15 protein-coding genes are annotated in these 18,713 nt (G+C 72.2%); 9 read left to right on the plus strand and 6 right to left on the minus strand.

The window, feature by feature from the left end:
- Positions 1-51: 51 nt before the first annotated feature.
- The 3 genes from ABD466_RS40660 to paaN form a co-directional block, all read right to left on the minus strand.
- A complete protein-coding gene (locus ABD466_RS40660) occupies positions 52-615 on the minus strand; it encodes an MBL fold metallo-hydrolase (RefSeq protein ID WP_344662646.1) in 564 nt (187 codons plus the stop codon).
- Positions 616-750: 135 nt separating this feature from the next.
- Positions 751-1,533 (minus strand): crotonase/enoyl-CoA hydratase family protein, encoded by a 783-nt coding sequence (locus ABD466_RS40665; RefSeq protein WP_344662647.1) that lies wholly within the window; start codon positions 1,531-1,533, stop codon positions 751-753.
- 150 nt (positions 1,534-1,683) lie between these two features.
- On the minus strand, positions 1,684-3,351 hold the full coding sequence (gene paaN, locus ABD466_RS40670) for a phenylacetic acid degradation protein PaaN (RefSeq protein WP_344662648.1): 1,668 nt from the start codon (positions 3,349-3,351) through the stop codon (positions 1,684-1,686).
- Between the two features lie 119 nt (positions 3,352-3,470).
- Here paaN and ABD466_RS40675 point away from each other — a divergent pair, with 119 nt between their 5' ends.
- From ABD466_RS40675 to ABD466_RS40690, 4 genes are read left to right on the plus strand one after another with little or no spacing between them, the layout of a single operon-like run.
- Positions 3,471-5,003 (plus strand): 3-hydroxyacyl-CoA dehydrogenase NAD-binding domain-containing protein, encoded by a 1,533-nt coding sequence (locus tag ABD466_RS40675; protein WP_344662649.1) that lies wholly within the window; start codon positions 3,471-3,473, stop codon positions 5,001-5,003.
- 2 nt (positions 5,004-5,005) lie between these two features.
- A complete protein-coding gene (gene pcaF, locus ABD466_RS40680; RefSeq protein ID WP_344662650.1) occupies positions 5,006-6,211 on the plus strand; it encodes a 3-oxoadipyl-CoA thiolase in 1,206 nt (401 codons plus the stop codon).
- A gap of 38 nt (positions 6,212-6,249) precedes the next feature.
- Positions 6,250-7,551, plus strand: a complete 1,302-nt coding sequence (gene paaK, locus ABD466_RS40685) for a phenylacetate--CoA ligase PaaK (protein WP_344662679.1) — start codon at positions 6,250-6,252, stop codon at positions 7,549-7,551.
- 16 nt (positions 7,552-7,567) lie between these two features.
- Complete coding sequence (locus tag ABD466_RS40690; protein ID WP_344662651.1) at positions 7,568-8,167, plus strand: TetR/AcrR family transcriptional regulator; 600 nt, start codon at positions 7,568-7,570, stop codon at positions 8,165-8,167.
- Between the two features lie 19 nt (positions 8,168-8,186).
- Here the strand turns inward: ABD466_RS40690 and ABD466_RS40695 are convergent, their stop codons facing one another.
- Together ABD466_RS40695 and ABD466_RS40700 are read right to left on the minus strand one after the other, a co-directional pair.
- The gene (locus ABD466_RS40695) at positions 8,187-8,993 is read right to left on the minus strand and encodes an aminoglycoside 3'-phosphotransferase (RefSeq protein ID WP_344662652.1); all 807 of its coding nucleotides are present in this window, start codon (positions 8,991-8,993) and stop codon (positions 8,187-8,189) included.
- Between the two features lie 40 nt (positions 8,994-9,033).
- Positions 9,034-10,209, minus strand: a complete 1,176-nt coding sequence (locus ABD466_RS40700; RefSeq protein WP_344662653.1) for a uroporphyrinogen-III synthase — start codon at positions 10,207-10,209, stop codon at positions 9,034-9,036.
- Between the two features lie 201 nt (positions 10,210-10,410).
- On the opposite strand from ABD466_RS40700, the gene ABD466_RS40705 reads away from it, so the two are divergent.
- The 5 genes from ABD466_RS40705 (at position 10,411) to ABD466_RS40725 (ending at position 18,157) form a co-directional block, all read left to right on the plus strand.
- A complete protein-coding gene (locus tag ABD466_RS40705; protein WP_344662654.1) occupies positions 10,411-12,525 on the plus strand; it encodes a molybdopterin oxidoreductase family protein in 2,115 nt (704 codons plus the stop codon).
- Positions 12,522-13,730, plus strand: coding sequence for an NAD(P)/FAD-dependent oxidoreductase (locus ABD466_RS40710; protein ID WP_344662655.1), 1,209 nt, complete (start codon positions 12,522-12,524; stop codon positions 13,728-13,730). The genes ABD466_RS40705 and ABD466_RS40710 overlap by 4 nt, the downstream gene beginning before the upstream one ends.
- Before the next feature lie 45 nt (positions 13,731-13,775).
- Positions 13,776-16,361, plus strand: coding sequence for a nitrite reductase large subunit NirB (gene nirB / locus ABD466_RS40715; protein WP_344662656.1), 2,586 nt, complete (start codon positions 13,776-13,778; stop codon positions 16,359-16,361).
- Positions 16,361-16,741, plus strand: coding sequence for a nitrite reductase small subunit NirD (gene nirD / locus ABD466_RS40720; RefSeq protein WP_344662657.1), 381 nt, complete (start codon positions 16,361-16,363; stop codon positions 16,739-16,741). The genes nirB and nirD overlap by 1 nt, the downstream gene beginning before the upstream one ends.
- A gap of 66 nt (positions 16,742-16,807) precedes the next feature.
- Entirely contained in the window at positions 16,808-18,157 is a 1,350-nt protein-coding gene (locus tag ABD466_RS40725) for a nitrate/nitrite transporter (protein WP_425558864.1), read from the plus strand.
- Here ABD466_RS40725 and ABD466_RS40730 read toward each other — a convergent pair.
- Complete coding sequence (locus ABD466_RS40730; RefSeq protein ID WP_344662658.1) at positions 18,100-18,609, minus strand: Lrp/AsnC family transcriptional regulator; 510 nt, start codon at positions 18,607-18,609, stop codon at positions 18,100-18,102. The genes ABD466_RS40725 and ABD466_RS40730 overlap by 58 nt on opposite strands.
- Positions 18,610-18,713: the final 104 nt, after the last annotated feature.

Raw genomic sequence — 18,713 nt, forward strand, 5'->3', positions numbered from 1 at the left:
CCAGGGTCGTTCCTGGAGTCGATTTCCGCAGCGGATTTCCGGCGCAGGACACTAGCGCGGCGTCTGCCCCGACGGGGCGAACGAGGCGCCATGTGCGGGGACGATCAGCACCGGCTCCGAAGCCAGAACCGTTTCGCGGTGCCGGTGGAGCTGCTCGCCGTCGGTGGCGTACGGGTCCTCGGCCGGTCCCTCGGCGCTCCACCACAGATGGGTGAGCACCACGAGACCCTCCTCGGTGGCCACCAGGGTGCTGATGTCCTCCGGCGTGTGCCCGGGGGTGCGCATGAGGCGGACGTGATCGGAGAGCTGATAACCGTCGGCGTCCCGGTCGTCCCAGTCGTCGTTCTGGTAAATGGCCCAGTGGTCGTGGAACCGCGCGTTGGGGAACAACGCGGCGTTGAGCGTGTGGTCCGGGTGGTGATGCGAGAAGACCACGTCGGTGACGTCCTCCGGCGCGACGCCGAGCTCGCGCAGCGGGCCGAGGATGAGGTCCCGGTCGGCCACCATGCCGGGATCGACGACCACCTGCGCCGCCCCGTCACGGATCAGGGTGACGGTCGAGGCGGTCTTGGGGCCGACATAGCCGACGGTGAGGACGTGCACGGTCGCGGTCATGGCCGGATGCTCGCACGGCGGACGGGGCGTGGGCAACGGGGAAGGTGTCAAGCGTGGCGCCGGATGGGTGACAGGTCGCGAGGTCGCCCCGCGTGACGGGGGTGTCGGGCCAGGTCGCCTCAGCGCCGGTGAACGCTAACCGGCCGCGGTGCCGTGACGGCCCGCACCGTCCGCGAAACGCTGAGCCCCGGCCAGCGACTCCGCCAGCGAGATCTGGCCGTGGCGGAGCTCGTTGCGCAGGGCCTCCTCCTCGCCGAGCCCGTCCTGCTCGAGAGCCGACAGGCGGTCCTCGCGCAGGCACAGCTGCGGCAGCGCCGCGATCTCCGCGGCGAGGGCCTCGGCGGCTTCGCGCACCGTCCCGTCCGGGACGACGCGGTTCGCCAGTCCCCAGGACAGCGCCTCGTCCGCCTCGACGGCGCGTCCGGTGAGGATCATGTCCATGGCGCGGCTCTGCCCGATCAAACGCGGCAGGCGCACCGTCCCGCCGTCCACCAGCGGGACACCCCACCGCCGGCAGAACACCCCGAACACCGCGCTCTCCTCCGCGACGCGCAGATCGCACCACAGCGCCAGCTCCAGCCCGCCGGCCACGGCATGCCCCGCGACCGCCGCGATCACCGGCTTCGACAGCCGCAGGCGGCTCGGGCCCATCGGGCCGTCGCCGTACTCGGCCATCCCGGCCGGGACCGCCCCGGCGGTCAGGGCCTTGAGATCGAAGCCGGCACAGAACGTGCCCCCGTCGCCGTAGAGGACCGCGACATGCGCGCCCGGATCCGCCTCGAACTCCTGGAACGCCGCCAGCAACGAGCTCGCCGTTTGCGGATCCACCGCGTTGCGGACCTCGGGACGGTGCAGGATCACCGTGGTGACGGGCCCGGCCTTCTCGACCCGGACCGCGGTGGGGCGCTCGTCGCTCATGCGGGCAGTCTGGCGTCTCCGTCCGCGGATCGCCAGTGCGACATGCCGTCCCCTGAAACTGCTTCCCCCAAACGTCTGTGGGCACGAGTGGGGGCGGCGAGCGGTCGGCCGGGCATGGAAAATCCGTCAGGACCCTGAGAACTGAAGGCCTCAGATGTGCCGCCGCGACTGCACCACGCGGAACCGGTTCGCCACGTACGCCAGGTCCGACAGGGCCGAGTTGGCCGCCGGGTTCGCCCCGGTCGCGTGGAAGTCGGAGAAGGCCGCGCTCTGGTTCACGTACACGCCGCCGGTCAGGTTCACCGACAGGTTCACGCCCGCGTCCAGGGCCGCTTCCTCGGTGCGGGCGATCACCTCGTCGTCGGTGGAGTAGACCGCCGCGGTGATGGCGCCGTGCTCGGTGACCGTCTTGCGGAAGGTCTCGATGGCGGTGTCGGTGTCGTCGGCGGCGATCAGGAAGCTGATCGGGCCGAACCACTCGGCGGTGTAGACGTCGGTGTCGGCCGCGTCCACGGCCGCGATCAGCGGGGTGCGGACCTCGGCGCCCGGGTACTCGGGGTTGGCCACGGTGCGGGAGGCGAGCACCGTCTTCCCGACCGACTCGGCCTTCTTCAGGCGCTCGCTCACCCCCGCGTTGCACACCGCGCCCAGCAGCGCGTTGGCGCGGGCGTCGTCGCCGAGCAGCTTCTCCACCGAGCCCGCCAGGTCCGCGGCCACGTCGTCGAACGACTTGTGCTCGCCGCCGGCCGTGATGCCGTCGCGGGGGATGAAGATGTTCTGCGGCGTCGTGCACATCTGCCCGCTGTACAGCGAGAACGAGAACGCCAGGTTGCCCAGCATCCCCTTGTAGTCCTCGACCGAGTCGACGATGACCGTGTTGATGCCGGCCTTCTCGGTGTAGACCACGGCCTGCGGGGCGTTGCGCTCCAGCCACTCGCCGAACTCGGTCGAGCCGGTGTAGTCGATGATCCGGATCTCGGGGCGGGTGGCCAGCACCTTCGCCAGGCCCTCGCCCGGCTTCTCCACCGCCAGCGCCACCAGGTCCGGCTCGAACCCGGCCTCGGCCAGGGTGTCGCGCAGCACCGCCACGGTGATGGCCAGCGGCAGGATCGCGTTCGGGTGCGGCTTCACGACGACCGCGTTGCCGGTGGCCAGCGAGGCGAACAGGCCCGGGTAGCTGTTCCAGGTCGGGAAGGTGTTGCAGCCGATGACCAGGCCGATGCCGCGGGGCACGGCGGTGAACCGCTTGGCCATCTTCAGCGCCGGCTTGGGGCCCTGCGGCTTCTCCCACTCCGCCGCCGCGACCTGAGCGGTCTGGGCGGCGTAGGCGTACGCCACCGCCTCCAGGCCGCGGTCCTGCGCGTGCGGGCCGCCGGCCTGGAACGCCATGCCGAAGGCCTGGCCGGAGGTGTGGTGCACGGCGTGCGCGATCTCGTGGGTGCGGGCGTTCAGCCGGGCCAGCGCCTCGATGAGCACCGTGGCCCGCGCGGCGGGGCCGGCGTCGCGCCACTTCGGCATGGCCGCCTGCATCGCCGGCAGCAGCACGTCCAGGTCCGGGTGCGGGTAGGTGACGCCGAGCTCGACGCCGTACGGCGACTTCTCGCCGCCGACCATCTCGTCGGTCCCCGGCTGGACCAGGGGGAACGACCGGCCCAGGTACCCGTCGTACGCGGCCTTGCCCTCGGCGGCGGCCTCTTCCCCGTACGCTTTCGGCATCTCGGGATAGGGCGTCCAGAAGGCACGCTCGCGGATGGCCTCCAGCGCCCGCTCGAGGGTGTCGCGGTGGCGGGCGGTGAACTCTTCGGCCGTGGCGGTCATCATCGACTCCCGGGAATGCTGGTGTGCTGGCCCTGACGGGATCTAGAGTAAACCGAACGGTCGGTCGGTTCCAGAGCGACACCGCCTGGGCACGTCCGGCCGCGGAAGGAGCGAGGTCGATGGTGGGGAACGCGCCGAGTGGCTCACTCGTCGGAGTGATCGGCGGAGGCACGATGGGTGCCGGGATCGCGCAGCTCGCGGTGCAGGCCGGACACGCGGTGGCGGTGTACGACGCCCTCGACGGGGCGGCGGCGCGGGCGGTCGACGGGATCGCCAAGCGGCTGGACTCGCTGGCGGCCAAGGGCAAGCTCGGATCTGAGGAAGCTGAGGCGGCCAAGGCCCGGCTCACCGTGGCCGACTCCCTCACCGCTCTCAAGGACGCCGTGCTCGTGGTCGAGGCGGTCATCGAGGACCTCGCGGTCAAGCAGAACCTGTTCGCGGAGCTGGAGGACGTCGTCGGCGCCGCATGCGCCCTGGCCACCAACACCTCCTCGCTGTCGATCAGCGCGATCGCCGGCGGGATGCGCGACCCGTGGCGTCTGGTCGGCATGCACTTCTTCAACCCGGCGCCGCTGATGCCGCTGGTCGAGATCGTCGAGGGCGTCGCCACCGACCCGGCGTGCCGCGACGCCGTCAGCGGCTACGCCGAGGCCTGGGGCAAGACCACCGTGCGCTGCCGCTCCACGCCGGGCTTCATCGTCAACCGCGTCGCGCGCCCGTACTACGCCGAGGCGCTGCGCGCGTACGAGGAGCAGACGGCCGACTTCGCGACCATCGACGCGGTGCTGCGCGAGAGCGGCGGCTTCAAGATGGGGCCGTTCGAGCTGATGGACATGATCGGGCTCGACGTGAACCTCGCCGTTTCGACCTCCGTGTGGGAGGCCACCGGCTACGACCCCCGCTACGCCCCGGCGTGGACGCAGAAGGAGCACGTGGCCGCGAAGCGGCTGGGGCGCAAGAGCGGCCGCGGGTTCTACGACTACGCGGAGGGCGCGGCCAAGCCCGCTCCGGGCTACGAGGCGGACCGACCCGCCCGGGAGTCCGGTCCTGTCGGCGCCGGTGCCTTCAGTCTCTACCGCAGCTCGGGCAAGACGGCCACCTCCTATGGCGACGGCCGCATCCTCGTCGACCTCACCCTCGACGACGACATGACGACGGCGGCCATCGCCCCGGCTGCGGACACGCCCGAGGCCGTGGTGGAGGAAGCGATCGCCTACCTCCAGGGCACCGGCAAGAAAGTGGTCGTGCTGGAGGACGTGCCGGGGCTGATCGTCACCCGGACCGTCGCCCGCCTGGTCAACGAGGCTGTGGACGCCATATACCGGGGCGACGCGGATGAAGACGACATCGACACCGCCATGAAGCTCGGCGTCAACTACCCCCGGGGCCCGCTCGAATGGGGCGGCGATCTAGGCTTCGGCTGGATCTGCGAAGTCCTCGACAACCTTGAGGACGAATACCGCGACGGTCGCTACCGCGCCTCGCCTCTCCTGCGCAAACTCGCGTACGCCGACCGCCTCATGGACCACCCGCTCATCGAACGGCGCGCCCACGACATCGGCTCGGCGCTGCTCGCCGAGTTCTCGAAGCAGGCTCCGACCGAGCCCGGTACCGCCCCCTCCCCTCAACCCGCTCCGCCCGGCAAGGACTGAACATGACCGACGCCTACCTCGTCACCGGCACCCGCACCCCCTTCGGCCGCTACGGCGGCGCCCTCGCCGCCGTCCGCCCGGACGACCTCGGCGCGCATGTCATCCGCGAGCTGATGGCCGGCCTCCCGCAGGTCCCCGGGGAGGCGGTGGAGGAGGTCTTCTTCGGCGACGCCAACCAGGCCGGCGAGGACAACCGCGACGTGGCGCGGATGGCGCTGCTGCTGGCGGGGCTGCCGGTGAGCGTGCCCGGCGTCACCGTGAACCGGCTGTGCGGGTCCGGGCTGGAGGCGCTGGTGCAGGCGGCGCGGCAGGTGCGGCTCGGGGAGGCGGACGTCGTCGTGGCCGGCGGCGTGGAGTCGATGTCCCGGGCACCGTTCGTCATGGGCAAGGCCGACACCGCGTTCTCCCGCTCCGCCGACGTCTTCGACACCACCATCGGCTGGCGCTTCGTCAACCCCCTGATGAAGAAGCAGTACGGGATCGACTCCATGCCGGAGACCGCGGAGAACGTGGCCGAGCAGTTCGGCGTCGGCCGTGAGGACCAGGACGCGTTCGCCGTCCGCTCCCAGGAGCGGGCGCTGCGGGCCCAGGAGAGCGGCCGTCTGGCCAAGGAGATCTCGCCGGTCGTCATCCCGCGGCGCAAGGCGGATCCGATCGTCGTCGACCAGGACGAGCACCCGCGTCGTACCTCGATGGAGGCGCTGGCCAAGCTCGGCACGCCGTTCCGCGAGGGCGGCACCGTCACCGCGGGCAACGCCTCCGGCGTGAACGACGGCGCCGTGGCGCTGCTCGTGGCCTCCGGCGCGGCCGTGGACCGGTACGGGCTGACCCCGCTGGCCAAGGTCGTCACCTCGCACACCGCCGGGGTCGAGCCGCGCATCATGGGCATCGGGCCGGTGCCCGCCAGCCGCGGCCTGCTGGAGCGCGCCGAACTCGGCGTCGGCGACATCGACGTCTGGGAGCTGAACGAGGCGTTCGCCTCCCAGTCGCTGGCCTGCCTGCGCGAGCTCGGGCTGCCGGACGACGCCGCCCACGTCAACCCCAACGGCGGCGCCATCGCCCTCGGGCACCCGCTCGGCGCCTCCGGGGCCCGGCTGGCCCTGACCGCGGCACTGGAACTCGCCGAGCGCCAGGCCCGGTACGCCGTCGCCACGATGTGCGTCGGCGTCGGCCAGGGCATCGCGGTGCTGCTGGAGCGTGCGGCGTGACCGGGCTCCCCCAGATTCCGCCGGCCGACCCGGACCCGATGGAACAGGCCCCGGTCGCCGAACTCAGGGCCCTGCAGACCGAGCGGATGGCGTGGACGCTGAGCCACGCCTACGCCAACGTGCCGCACTACCGGGCGGCGTTCGACGAAGCCGGCGTGCACCCCGACGACTTCAAGGAACTGGCGGACCTCAGGCTCTTCCCGTTCACGGCCAAGAAGGACCTGCGCGCCAACTACCCCTTCGGCATGTTCGCCGTGCCGAGGGACGAGGTCGCGCGGGTCCACGCCTCGTCCGGCACGACCGGGAAGGCGACGGTCGTCGGGTACACCAAGGCGGATCTCGAACACTGGGCCGCGGTCGGCGCCCGCTCGCTGCGTGCCGCCGGCGTCCGCTCCGGCGACCGCGTCCACATCGCCTACGGCTACGGCCTGTTCACCGGCGGCCTCGGCGTCCACTACGGCGCCGAGGCGCTGGGCTGCACCGTCATCCCGGTCTCCGGCGGCATGACGGCGCGGCAGGTGCAGCTGATCCAGGACTTCGAGCCCGAGGTCATCTGCGTCACGCCGTCCTACCTGCTGGCGATCGTGGACGAGATGGAGCGCCAGGGGGTCGATCCGCGCTCCACATCGCTGCGGGTCGCGGTGCTCGGCGCCGAGCCGTGGACCGACGCCATGCGCGCGGAGATCGAGGAGCGGCTCGGGATCCACGCCGTCGACATCTACGGGCTCTCCGAGGTGATGGGCCCCGGCGTCGGCAACGAGGACGTCGCCGAGAAGGACGGCACGTACCTGTGGGAGGACTACTTCTACCCCGAGATCGTCGACCCGGAGACCGGCGAGGTGCTGCCGGACGGCGAGCGGGGCGAACTCGTCTTCACCTCCCTGACCAAGGAGGCGATGCCGGTCATCCGGTACCGCACCCGTGACCTGACGCGGCTGCTGCCGGGCCTGAGCCGGCCGATGCGCCGGATGGAGCGCATCACCGGGCGCAGCGACGACATGATGATCGTGCGCGGCGTCAACCTCTTCCCGAGCCAGGTCGAGGAGGAGCTGCTCACCGTCGACGGGCTCGCACCGCACTTCGTGTGTGTGCTGACCCGGCCCGGACGGCTCGACGAGCTGTGCGTGCGGGTCGAGGCGCGTGACGCCGGAGTGGACCGCGAAGCGGCCGGCGCGCGGTTGGCGTACGGCGTCAAGGAGAAGTTCGGGGTCACGATCGCGGTCGACGTGCTCGCCCCCGGCGGTCTGGAACGCTCCCAGGGCAAGGCGCAGCGCATCTTGGATATGCGCGACATGCGCGACACGAGCGACACGAGCGAGATGCGCCCGACCGAGAAATGATCTAGAACAGGAAGCGATGAGCACAGAGACCGCCTCGTCCCGGCGCACCACGTACACCCCCGACTCCCTGCTGGAAGTCGCCGTGGCGGTGTTCAACGAACGCGGCTACGACGGCACCAGCATGGAGGACCTGGCTCGCGCCGCCGGGATCACCAAGTCGTCGATCTACCACCACGTCAAGGGCAAGGAAGAGCTGCTGGAGCGCGGCGTCAACCGGGCCCTGGACGCGCTGAACGGCTCGCTGGACGAGATGGAGGCGCTGCCGGACGCCGGGGAGCTGGACCGGGTGGAGCAGGCCGTGTTCCGGGCGGTCCAGATCCTGGTCGAGGAGCTGCCATACGTGACACTGCTGCTGCGGGTGCGCGGCAACACCGAGGCCGAGCGGGCGGCGCAGGGCCGGCGGCGGGAGATCGACCTGCGGCTGGCCGGGTTCGTGGAGCGGGCCGCGGCGGCCGGGGCGCTGCGTTCGGACATCGATCCGCACCTGGCGTCGCGGCTGGTGTTCGGGATGGTGAACTCGGTGGTGGAGTGGTACCGGCCCGGACCGGGGTGGTCCGCCGACGATGTCGCGTCGGCGGTGACGCATCTCGTGTTCGACGGGTTGCGGCGGCGCTGAGCCCGTCGCCGGGGCCGTATCAGGGCCCGACACTCCACAACAGGCGGTAGTACTCGGTGCGCTCCGGATCCGGGTCGATGCCGTAGGCGTCGAGCAGGGGCTTCTCCCAGTCGTCGCCGTAGTTCCACGTCGTCGACCACGTGGCGATCGCGAGGTCGGACCAGCGGTCGGCGACGCCGAGTTCGACGAGGTCTACGTGCCCTGCGAAGCGGCCGTCCGGCGTGAGCAGCGTGTTCGGCGCGCAGGTGTCGCCGTGGCAGACGACGAGCTTGTCGACCGGCGGGATGTCGGCGACCCGCTTGAGGGCCTCGGCGGGGGTGAGGTGCGCGTAGTCGCGGTGCAAGTCGCGCTGGTCGAGTCGGTCGGCGTTTAGCACCGCCTCCGCGACGCGTTCCTCGGCCGAGGCGGAGAACGGGCAGTCGGCGACCGGCAGCGCGTCGTGGAAGGCCCGCAGCGCCTCCCCGATCACCCGCACCGCGGTCGCCGGATCTTCCTTCCAGCGGTCGACGACGGCCATCTCGCCGTCCAGCGCGGCCGTGACCAGCCAGGTGCCGTCGTCGTCCGAGTCCAGCTCCAGAACCCGGGGCACGGTCACGAAGGCGCCGGCCCACCGCATCCGGGCGGCCTCTCCCGCCAAGTCCAGCCCGGCTCCGGCCGGCGCCCACTTCGCGTAGCGCGCGCCGGGACCGTCGCCGAGCCGGAACGTCGCCCCGCCGGCCGGGTTGACCCACACCGGATGCACCGCGCGACCTCGCGCCGCCTCACGGATCGGAGCCGGTACCGGGTAGTCGGGCGCGGGAACCGAAGTGAAGGCGAGCAGGCTCATGGAGCGAGCATGCCATGATCCGCAGAGCGGATCAGGTGGTTTATCCGGGCTCGACCGCCAGCCGGTAGCCCCGCTTCGTCACCGTCGCCACGACGTCCGCGTGCTCCCCGAGCGAGGACCGGAGCCGCGCGACCGTCGCCTCGACCGCGTGCTCGTCCCGCCGCATCCCGGTCCAGACCCGCCGCAGGAGCTCCGCCCGGCTCAGGACCCGCCCCGGCTGCCGCGCCAGCTCGCGCAGCACCCCGGCGGGCAGCGGCGGCAGCGGCACGGGCCGGCCGTCGATCAGGACCGCGTTGCCCTGCACCACGATGTCGCGGCCCGGGGTGTTCAGCCGGCGGCGGATGCGCGGCGGCAGCTCCTGGGTGATCACCCGGGCGAGCGAGCCCAGACGGCCGCGGTCCGGACACACCGAGGTGATGCCGTGCGGCTCCAGGGGTGCGGCGCAGACCGGGCCGATGCACGCCGCGAGGACGTCTGCCTGCATCGCCTCCACGACCCGCGGCAGGCTGCCGCTGTTCTCCGCCGCGGCCAGGAACGCCGCCGCGCCGGGCGCCGACGTGAACGCCACCGCGTGGATCTGGCGCCGGACGACGGCCTCGATCAGGCGGCCGACGGCGGCCGTGTCCTGCGGCGGCCCCCACTGGTAGACGGGGACCGGCACGACGTCCGCGCCGGCGCCGCGCAGCGCGTCGAGGAAGGCGGTGTCGGCGCTGCCGTGCAGCTGGACGGCGATCCGGGTGCCGGTCAGGTCCTGGGCCAGCAGCCAGGCCAGCAGCTCGCTCGACGACTCCGAAGGCGGCGAATAGGTTTCGCGCATCCCGCACTGGCGGATCGCGCCGGTGGCCTTGGGCCCGCGGGCGGTCAGCGTGGCGCCGGCCAGGACGCCGGCCAGCTGCTCGCCCAGGCCCCAGCCCTCGGCCGTGGAGATCCAGGCCCGCCAGCCGATGCCGGTGGTCGCGACCGCGTAGTCCAGCGGGCCGCGCAGGCACTCCTCGGTGGCGGCCCGCAAGACCCTGTCATCGTGCAGCGGGATGATGCGCATGGTCGGAGCCATCAGGACCTCGGCGCCGCGGCGGCGCAGCATCGCCCCCAGCTCCTCGCGCCTCCGGTCGGAGGTGATCGCCACGACGCAGCCGATGAGGGGTTCGGAGGCGGTCCCGGGGCGGGGAGCGGCCGGTGAACCCGGTGTGTCCGGGTCGGAAGTCGTCGTGTCCATGCGCCGCACTATCTCCGGGCCCGATTACGGCGGTGTTGCCGACCGGCTACGGGGCGGTAAGACGGTTCGCCCCTCGGGAACGGCCGCGAACACAGGCGGGGGACGTCGTCATTTCCGGAGTCGGGCGGTGTGAGATCTCCGTCGCGCGCGGGTAACGACGGCGCGGCGTGGTGGAAACGCGGGGTGGCGAGGGTGGGGGGCATGGACGCCTCTGCCGCTTCTGCCGACGCCGCTGCCGCCGTGACTCGGACTCACTGCCCGTACTGCGCGTTGCAGTGCGGGATGGAACTGCGGACCGACGCTTCGGACGGGGCGCGGCTCCAAGCGGGTGGCTGGGACGCGTTCCCGGTCAACAAGGGGGCACTGTGCCAGAAGGGCGCGACCTCGACCGAGCTGCTCGATGTCGCGTCGCGGCTGACTTCCCCCTTGATCCGCCGCACTTCCGGCTCGGAGCTGGAAACGGCGACATGGGACGAGGCCCTGGACTTCGCGGCGTCGCGGATCTCGGCCATCGCCGCCGCGCACGGCCGGGAAGCGGTCGGGATCTTCGGCGGCGGCGGGCTCACCCATGAGAAGGCGTACTCGCTCGGAAAGTTCGCGCGGGTGGTGTTGCGGACACCGCACATCGACTACAACGGCCGCTTCTGCATGAGCGCCGCCGCGGCCGCATCGCAGCGGGCCTTCGGGGTCGACCGCGGGTTGCCGTTCCCGCTGGCCGACGTCGCGCGGACGGACGTGATCCTCCTGGTCGGCTCGAACCTCGCCGACACCATGCCGCCCGCGCTGCGGTACTTCACAGCGCAGCGGGAGAACGGCGGACGGCTGATCGTGGTCGATCCGCGGCGGACGCGGACCGCGGAACAGGCCGACCTGCACCTCCAGCCGGTGCCGGGGACGGACGCCGCGCTGGCGGCCGGGTTGCTGCACGTCCTGATAGCCGAGCATCTGGTCGACGAGGAGTTCGTCGCGGCCCGGACCAGCGGGTTCGAGGAAGTGCGGGCCGAGGCGCTGCGGTGGTGGCCGGAGCGGGTGGAGGCGGTGTGCGGCGTGCCGGCCGGGGACGTGCGCGCGGCGGCGCGGGTCTTCGCAGGAGCCGAGAACGGGATGGTGCTCACGGCGCGCGGCACCGAACAGCAGGCCGACGGGGCCGACGCGGTGAACGCGTGGATCAACCTGGCGCTCGCGGCGGGGAAAGCGGGGCGTCCGTACTGCGGCTACGGAGCGATCACGGGTCAGGGCAACGGGCAGGGCGGACGCGAGCACGGGCAGAAGGCGGATCAGCTGCCCGGCTACCGGAAGATCACGGATCCGGCGGCGCGGGAGCATGTCGCGGGGGTGTGGGGCGTGTCCCCGGAGGCGCTGCCGGGGCCGGGGCGGCCGGCGATGGAGCTGCTGGCTTCGTGCGGTGCTGATATACGGGCTCTGCTGGTGGCCGGGTCGAATCCGGTGGTGTCGGCGCCGGACGCCTCGTTCGTGGCGTCGCGGTTGGAGGCGTTGGAGTTCCTGGCGGTGTGCGACGTGGTGCTGTCGGAGACGGCCCTGCTGGCCGATGTGGTGTTTCCGGTGACGCAGTGGGCTGAGGAGACCGGCACGATGACGAACCTCGAGGGGCGGGTGCTGCTGCGGCGGCGGGCGGTCACGCCGCCGGCGGGGGTGCGGTCGGATCTCGACGTCCTGGGAGGTCTGGCCGAGCGGCTAGGGGTGCCTGGGTTCCTCACTTCCCCCGCCGCGGTCTTCGCCGAGCTGGCGCGGGCTTCGGCTGGCGGCGTCGCCGACTACTCCGGTCTGTCGCATGAACGGCTCGACGCCGCCGCCGAGGGAGACGGCCTCCATTGGCCCTGCCCCGCGCCGGATCACCCCGGCACGCCGCGCCTGTTCCTGGACTCCTTCGGCACGCCGGACGGCCGGGCACGGTTCGTCGCGGTCGGGCACGAGCCGGCGGTCGAGGAGCCGTGCGGGGAGTTCCCGTACCGGCTGACGACGGGACGGGTGCTGGCGCAGTACCAGTCGGGGGCCCAGACACGGCGGGTGCGGAGCCTCAACGCGGCGGAGCCGGGGGCGTACGTGCAGCTGCATCCGGATCTGGCCGCGGCGGTCGGGGCGGCCGAGGGCGACCCGGTGCGCGTGACGAGCCGGCGGGGGAGCGCGGTGGCACCGGCACGGATCAGTGAGCTGATCCGGTCCGACACGGTGTTCATGCCGTTCCACTGGGCCGGGCCGGGGCGCGCGAACTCTGTTACACGGCGGACCACGGATCCGGTGTCCGGGATGCCGGCGTTCAAGACCGCGGCGGTGCGGGTGGAGGTGGAGCGGTGAATGCTCGCATCGTCGTCGCCGGCGCCGGGCTGGCCGGCCACGAGTTCGTGCGGCGCATGCTCGCGTCGCCCGGCTTCGAAGGCACCGTCACCTGGCACACCGCCGAACCCGGCCGGCCCTACAACCGCGTCCTGCTGACCGATCTGCTCGCGGGCCGCCACACGCCGGAGGCCATCAGCCTCCCGGCCCTGGCCGACCCCCGCCTCACCTACCGCCGCACGCCGCTCGGCTCCATCGCCACCGCTGCCTTCGACTTCCTGGTCCTCGCCACTGGCGCCGACCCGGTCATCCCCCCGGTGCGCGGCAACGCGGTGCCCCTCCGCACGCTTAACGACGCCCGCACGATCCTTCGCGCCCTGGCTGACGGCGCGCGTCGGGTTGCGGTGGTCGGCGGCGGCCCGCTCGGTGTCGAGACGGCCTGCGCGCTGGCCCGGCGCGGCGTCCGGGTCGACCTGGTCCACCGGGGGCCGCACTTGCTCTCCCGCTGGCTCGACGCCGAGTCGGCGGCCCTCCTCACCGACTCCCTGTCCACCGCGGGCATCACCGTCCGCTGCGGCACCGAGGTCTCCGCCGCCACCGGCACGTGGCCCACCGCCGACCTGGTGGTTCTCGCCTGCGGGACCCGCCCCCGCGTCTCCCTGGCCCGCGCCGCCGGCCTGCCCTTCGAACGCGGGATCCTGGTCGACGCCGACGGCCGCTCGCCCGGCGACCCCCGCGTGTTCGCGATCGGCGACTGCGCCGAGAACGGTGCGGTCGGGGCCTTCGCCGCCCTCGACGATGCCCGCCGCGCAGCCGTGAAAGTCAGCGAACTGGCACAGTATTCTCACCCCTCCCCAACCGGAGGTCACACCACCCTCGGAAACATTGTCCCAGTTTGTCAACCGCCGAAGGAAGTCCCCACCGGCTCGTTCACTCGGTCGGCCCTCCGCCTCCGTACCTACGACGTCCCCGGCGCCGATGTCGCCGTCCTCGGCCGCCCCCTCGCCGACCCCACCATCCAGCTCACCGACCAGCGCCGCCGGACGCGCAAGGCGCTCACCCTCGAAGGCGATGCCCCCATCGCCGCCGCGCTGGTCGGCGACGTCCGCGCGGCGCCCGCCCTGGCGCGCGCCATCGCGGACCCGGCCACGCCGCCGCCGAGCGTGCCGCTCGCTCTCCTCACATCGCCGTCCCTCCGCGATGCGGCCGGTTTCGATCGCGTGTAACACCGCTGAAGCGGACGGGTAATCGCGGGGCGGCACCTTGGAGGCATGAGCCCCTCGCTGCGTAGAGTCCTCGTCGTCGGACACGGCATGGTCGCCCACCGGTTCGTGTCCAGTCTGCTTGAGCACGCCCAGGAGGGCGGGCGGCCGGTGCCGGCCGTGACGGTTCTCGGCGCGGAGGACCGGCCCGCTTACGACCGGGTGCGGCTTTCGTCGTGGTTCGACGACCGGGATCCGGGCGGGTTGCATCTGGATCCGTATCCGGAAGGGGCGGTGGAGGTCGTCGCGCCCGCGACGGTCGTGGCCGTCGACCGGGAGGCGCAGACCGTCACGACCGCCGACGGCGCGGTGCGCGGCTACGACACGCTGGTGCTGGCCACCGGCAGCAAGCCGTTCGTGCCACCGGTCGAGCAGCACGCGGCGCCCGGCTGCTTCGTGTACCGGACCCTGGACGACGTCGAGGCCATCGCCGCCTACGCGGACGGCCGCAAGACCGGTGTCGTGGTCGGCGGCGGGCTGCTCGGGCTGGAGGCCGCCAAGGCGTTGACCAGCCTCGGCCTGGAGACCACCGTGGTCGAGTTCGCGCCGCGCCTGATGCCGCTCCAGGTCGACGACGGCGGGGCGGCGGCGCTGCAGGCGCGGATCGCGGAGCTCGGCGTCACGCTGCACACCGGCACCCGGCTGGACCGCGTCCTCGTCGACGACCTGGGCGTCGCCCGCGCCGTGCGGGCCGTCCGCGGCGAGGAGGTCGTCACCGCCGACGCCGACCTCGTCGTCTTCGCCGCGGGGGTCCGGCCCGAGGACAGCCTCGCCCGGGCCGCGGGTCTCGACGTCGGCGAGCGCGGCGGCATCGTCGTCGACGAGCTCTGCCGCACCTCCGACGAGCGGATCTACGCCATCGGCGAGTGCGCTCTGGCCGCCGACGGCCGCGTCTACGGCCTCGTCGCGCCCGGGTATCAGATGGCTGAGGCAGCCGCCGCGCACATCGCCGCGGCCAGTGACGAGCGCGCCTTCACCGGCGCCGACACGTCCACCAAGCTCAAGCTCCTCGGCGTGGAGGTCGCCAGCTTCGGCGACGCGTTCGGCACCGCCGACGGCGCGATGGCCGCCACCTACAGCGACTCGCGCCGCCGCGTCTACCGCAAGCTCACCATCGCCCCGGACGGCCGGCTGCTCGGCGGCATCCTGGTCGGCGACGCCGACGACTACGGCACCCTGCGCGCCCTCGTCGGCGAGCAGCCGCCGGCCCCGGCCGAGCAGCTCCTGCTGCCCGCCGGCACCGCCGGGGCGGTGGCGATCGGGCCGGCCGGGCTGCCGGACTCCGCGGTCCTGTGCTCCTGCCACAACGTGACCAAGGGCGCGATCTGCACCGCCATCCACGGCCTCGCCGAGAAGGGCACGGAGGAGGTGACGCCCAAGCAGGTCGGCCTGTGCACCAAGGCCGGCACCGGCTGCGGCTCGTGCGTCACCTCGATCAAGAGCCTGATCAAGGCGTCCGGCACCGGCGGCAGCTCAGGCCTCTGCGAACACTTCTCGCAGACCCGTTCCGAGCTCTACACGATCGTCCGCCGCGACCGGATCACCACCTTCGCCGACCTGCTGGCCCGGCACGGGACGGCCGCCCGGGACGTGAGCGACGGCTGCGACGTCTGCAAGCCCGCCGTCGGCTCCATCCTCGCCTCCCTCGGCGGCCTGCTCGCCGAGGCCGAGGGGACGGGACGCAAGCCGCACGTCCTGGACGGCGGCCAGGCCGCCCTGCAGGACACCAACGACCACGTCCTGGCCAACCTGCAGCGCAACGGCTCCTACTCGGTCGTGCCGCGCATCCCCGGCGGCGAGATCACCCCGGACAAGCTCATCGTCATCGGCGAGGTGGCGCGCGACTTCGGGCTCTACACGAAGATCACCGGCGGGCAGCGCATCGATCTGTTCGGGGCGCAGATGGCCGACCTGCCGAAGATCTGGCGGCGGCTGGTGGACGCCGGGTTCGAATCGGGGCACGCCTACGGCAAGGCGCTGCGCACCGTGAAGTCGTGCGTCGGCTCCACCTGGTGCCGCTACGGCGTCCAGGACTCCGTCAAGATGGCCATCGACCTGGAGCTGCGCTATCGCGGGCTGCGCGCGCCGCACAAGATCAAGATGGCGGTCTCCGGCTGCGCGCGGGAGTGCGCCGAGGCCCAGTCCAAGGACGTCGGCGTGATCGCCACCGAGCGCGGCTGGAACCTGTACGTCGGCGGCAACGGCGGCGCCCGGCCCCGGCACGCCGACCTGCTCGCCACCGACCTCGACGACAGTACCCTGATCCGCACCGTCGACCGGTTCCTCGCCCTCTACATCGCCGAGGCCGACCGGCTGGAGCGCACCGCGACGTGGGTCGAGCGCTACGAGGGCGGCCTGGACCGGCTCCGCGGCGTCCTGATCGACGACGCCGAGGACCGCGGCGCGGACCTGGAGGCGCTGATCGCCGCGCACATCGAGGCCTACACCGACGAATGGCGCGCGGTGCTCGACGATCCGGTGAAGCTGGCCCGCTTCGCCACGTTCGTCAACGCCCCGGAGGCGCCGGACCCGACGGTCGCGTTCGTCCCCGAACGGGGCCAGATCAAGCCGCTGCTGACTCTTGGGAGGCGCTGATGTGGATCGCGGTCTGCAAGTACGGAGAGCTGGAGCCGGGGCGCGGGGTGGCCGCGCTGGTCGACGGCGCCGCCGTGGCCCTGTTCCGGCTCGGTGACGGTTCGCTGCACGCGGTCGGCAACGTCGACCCGTTCAGCGGCGCCTCGGTCATCTCCCGCGGGATCACCGGGATGCGCGCCGACGGCACCGCGACCGTGGCCTCGCCGATGTACAAGGACGTCTTCGACCTGGCCACCGGCGTCGCCCTCGACGCCCCCGACGTGCGCCTGCCGGTGTACGCGGTGCGCCGCCACCGGGGCGTGGTGTGGGTCAGCCCGGATGTCACATCGGGGCCGGCGCCGGATGCGGAACTCCTGACGGCGGCGACTTCGGCGGCGTGACCGGCTGAAACAGGCCGTTCATAGATTGCGGTCACGCTCACCGGAACCCACCGAAGGAGGAGAGCCGTGACCGCGACCGCGCCTGAGGACGTCACCGTATCCGCGCCGGCCGACCGGACCCTGCTGAACACCTGGAACCCCGAGGACGAGGAGCTGTGGGCGGCCGGCGGGCGCCGCATCGCCCGCCGTAACCTCGCGTTCTCGATCCTCTCGGAGCACATCGGCTTCTCGGTGTGGTCGCTGTGGTCGGTGCTGGTGCTGTTCCTGGGACCGGGCTACCACGTCGACGCCGCCGGGAAGTTCGTGCTCACCTCGGTGCCGACGCTGGTCGGGTCGGTGCTCCGGCTGCCCTACAGCTTCGCCGTCACCCGCTTCGGCGGCCGGAACTGGACCGTCTTCAGCGCCCTGATCCTGCTGGTGCCCTGCGGTCTGGCGGCGTTCCTGGTCAAGCCCGGGGTGTCCTACCCGACGCTGCTGGTGCTGGCCGCGATCACCGGTGTCGGCGGCGGCAACTTCGCATCGTCGATGACGAACATCAACGCGTTCTACCCCGACCGGCTCAAGGGCTGGGCGCTCGGCCTGAACGCCGGCGGCGGCAACGTCGGCGTGGCGGCCGTGCAGCTGGTGGGCCTGGCGGTGCTGGCCTGGAGCGGCAAGGGGCACCCCGGCCTGGTCGCCGGGATCTACCTGCCGCTGATCGTCGTGGCCGCCGCCGGGTCGGCGGTGTACATGGACAACCTGCCGAACCGGACGCCGGAGCACGGCGCGATCCGTGAGGTCGCCAAGCTCGGCCACACCTGGATCATCTCGACCCTCTACATCGGCACCTTCGGCTCGTTCATCGGCTTCGGCTTCGCCTTCGGCCAGGTGCTCCAGGTCCAGTTCAAGCACGACTTCGCCACCCCGATCGACGCCGCGTACCTGACGTTCCTCGGCCCGCTGCTGGGATCGGTGTCCCGGCCGGTCGGCGGCCGCCTGGCCGACCGCTTCGGCGGCGCCCGGGTGTCGCTGCTGACGTTCGCCGCGATGGCCGTCGGCGCCGCCACCGTGCTGGCCGCCTCCCGCGCGGCGTCGCTGCCGGTGTTCGTCACGGGCTTCGTGCTGCTGTTCGTCTTCAGCGGCGTGGGCAACGGCTCGGTCTACAAGATGATCCCGGTCCTGTTCGCCGGGGAGCCGGAGCCGAAGGCCCGCCGCCTCAGCGGGGCCCTGATCGGGCTGGCCGGCGCGGTGGGGGCGTTCGGGGGAGTGCTGGTGAACATGGCGTTCCGCCAGTCGTTCCTCTCGACCAAGAGCGGCGACGCCGCCTACCTGGGGTTCCTCGTGTTCTACGCGCTGTGTGCGGCGATCACGTGGCTCGTCTACTCCCGCTCCACCTCGACCACCACTTCCGGATCGCCCGGCAGCGCCGGCAAGTGATCGGTCTCGTCGAACACCAGTAGCGTCCGGGTCGAGCGGACGCCGGGCATGTTCTGGATGTGGGTGAACACCAGGTCGCGCAGCGTCTTATTCGAGGCGCTGCGCACCAGCAGCAGCACGTCGAAGTCGCCGCTGACCAGCGCCACGTGCTCGACCCAGGGCAGCGCCGCCAGGGTGTCGCGGATCCGGCGCCACGAGTTCTGCTCGACCTTCATGGTCAGGTACGCCGACGTGCTGAAACCGACCCGCTCCGGATCCACCTGGATCGTGAACCGGCGGATCACACCCTCGTCGAGCAGGCGTTTCACCCGCGTGTAGACGTGCGCGCGGGAGACGTGGACGGCGGTCGCCAGGTCCCGCATCGACATGCGGCCGTCCTGCTGAAGCAGATGGACGATCCGGCGATCCGTGTCGTCCAGCGTGGACGGTTGGCCATTGCCCACAGTGCTCATGACTCCGATTGTCTCCGATCTTGACCGGTTACTAGTCAACCCGTGTCCGGCAACCAAACACTGTGAACAATTCCAGCAGAGCTGGGATGCATCACCTACCCGAG

Origin of the sequence: Catenulispora subtropica, assembly GCF_039531675.1 — a bacterium.
Taxonomy (GTDB): Bacteria; Actinomycetota; Actinomycetes; order Streptomycetales; family Catenulisporaceae; genus Catenulispora; species Catenulispora subtropica.

Coding starts and splice junctions, on each gene's coding strand:
- ABD466_RS40660 (WP_344662646.1), bottom strand. CDS start 615: ATGACCGCGACCGTGCACGTCCTCACCGTCGGCTATGTCGGCCCCAAG.
- ABD466_RS40665 (WP_344662647.1), bottom strand. CDS start 1,533: ATGAGCGACGAGCGCCCCACCGCGGTCCGGGTCGAGAAGGCCGGGCCC.
- paaN (WP_344662648.1), bottom strand. CDS start 3,351: ATGACCGCCACGGCCGAAGAGTTCACCGCCCGCCACCGCGACACCCTC.
- ABD466_RS40675 (WP_344662649.1), top strand. CDS start 3,471: ATGGTGGGGAACGCGCCGAGTGGCTCACTCGTCGGAGTGATCGGCGGA.
- pcaF (WP_344662650.1), top strand. CDS start 5,006: ATGACCGACGCCTACCTCGTCACCGGCACCCGCACCCCCTTCGGCCGC.
- paaK (WP_344662679.1), top strand. CDS start 6,250: ATGGAACAGGCCCCGGTCGCCGAACTCAGGGCCCTGCAGACCGAGCGG.
- ABD466_RS40690 (WP_344662651.1), top strand. CDS start 7,568: ATGAGCACAGAGACCGCCTCGTCCCGGCGCACCACGTACACCCCCGAC.
- ABD466_RS40695 (WP_344662652.1), bottom strand. CDS start 8,993: ATGAGCCTGCTCGCCTTCACTTCGGTTCCCGCGCCCGACTACCCGGTA.
- ABD466_RS40700 (WP_344662653.1), bottom strand. CDS start 10,209: ATGGACACGACGACTTCCGACCCGGACACACCGGGTTCACCGGCCGCT.
- ABD466_RS40705 (WP_344662654.1), top strand. CDS start 10,411: ATGGACGCCTCTGCCGCTTCTGCCGACGCCGCTGCCGCCGTGACTCGG.
- nirB (WP_344662656.1), top strand. CDS start 13,776: ATGAGCCCCTCGCTGCGTAGAGTCCTCGTCGTCGGACACGGCATGGTC.
- nirD (WP_344662657.1), top strand. CDS start 16,361: ATGTGGATCGCGGTCTGCAAGTACGGAGAGCTGGAGCCGGGGCGCGGG.
- ABD466_RS40730 (WP_344662658.1), bottom strand. CDS start 18,609: ATGAGCACTGTGGGCAATGGCCAACCGTCCACGCTGGACGACACGGAT.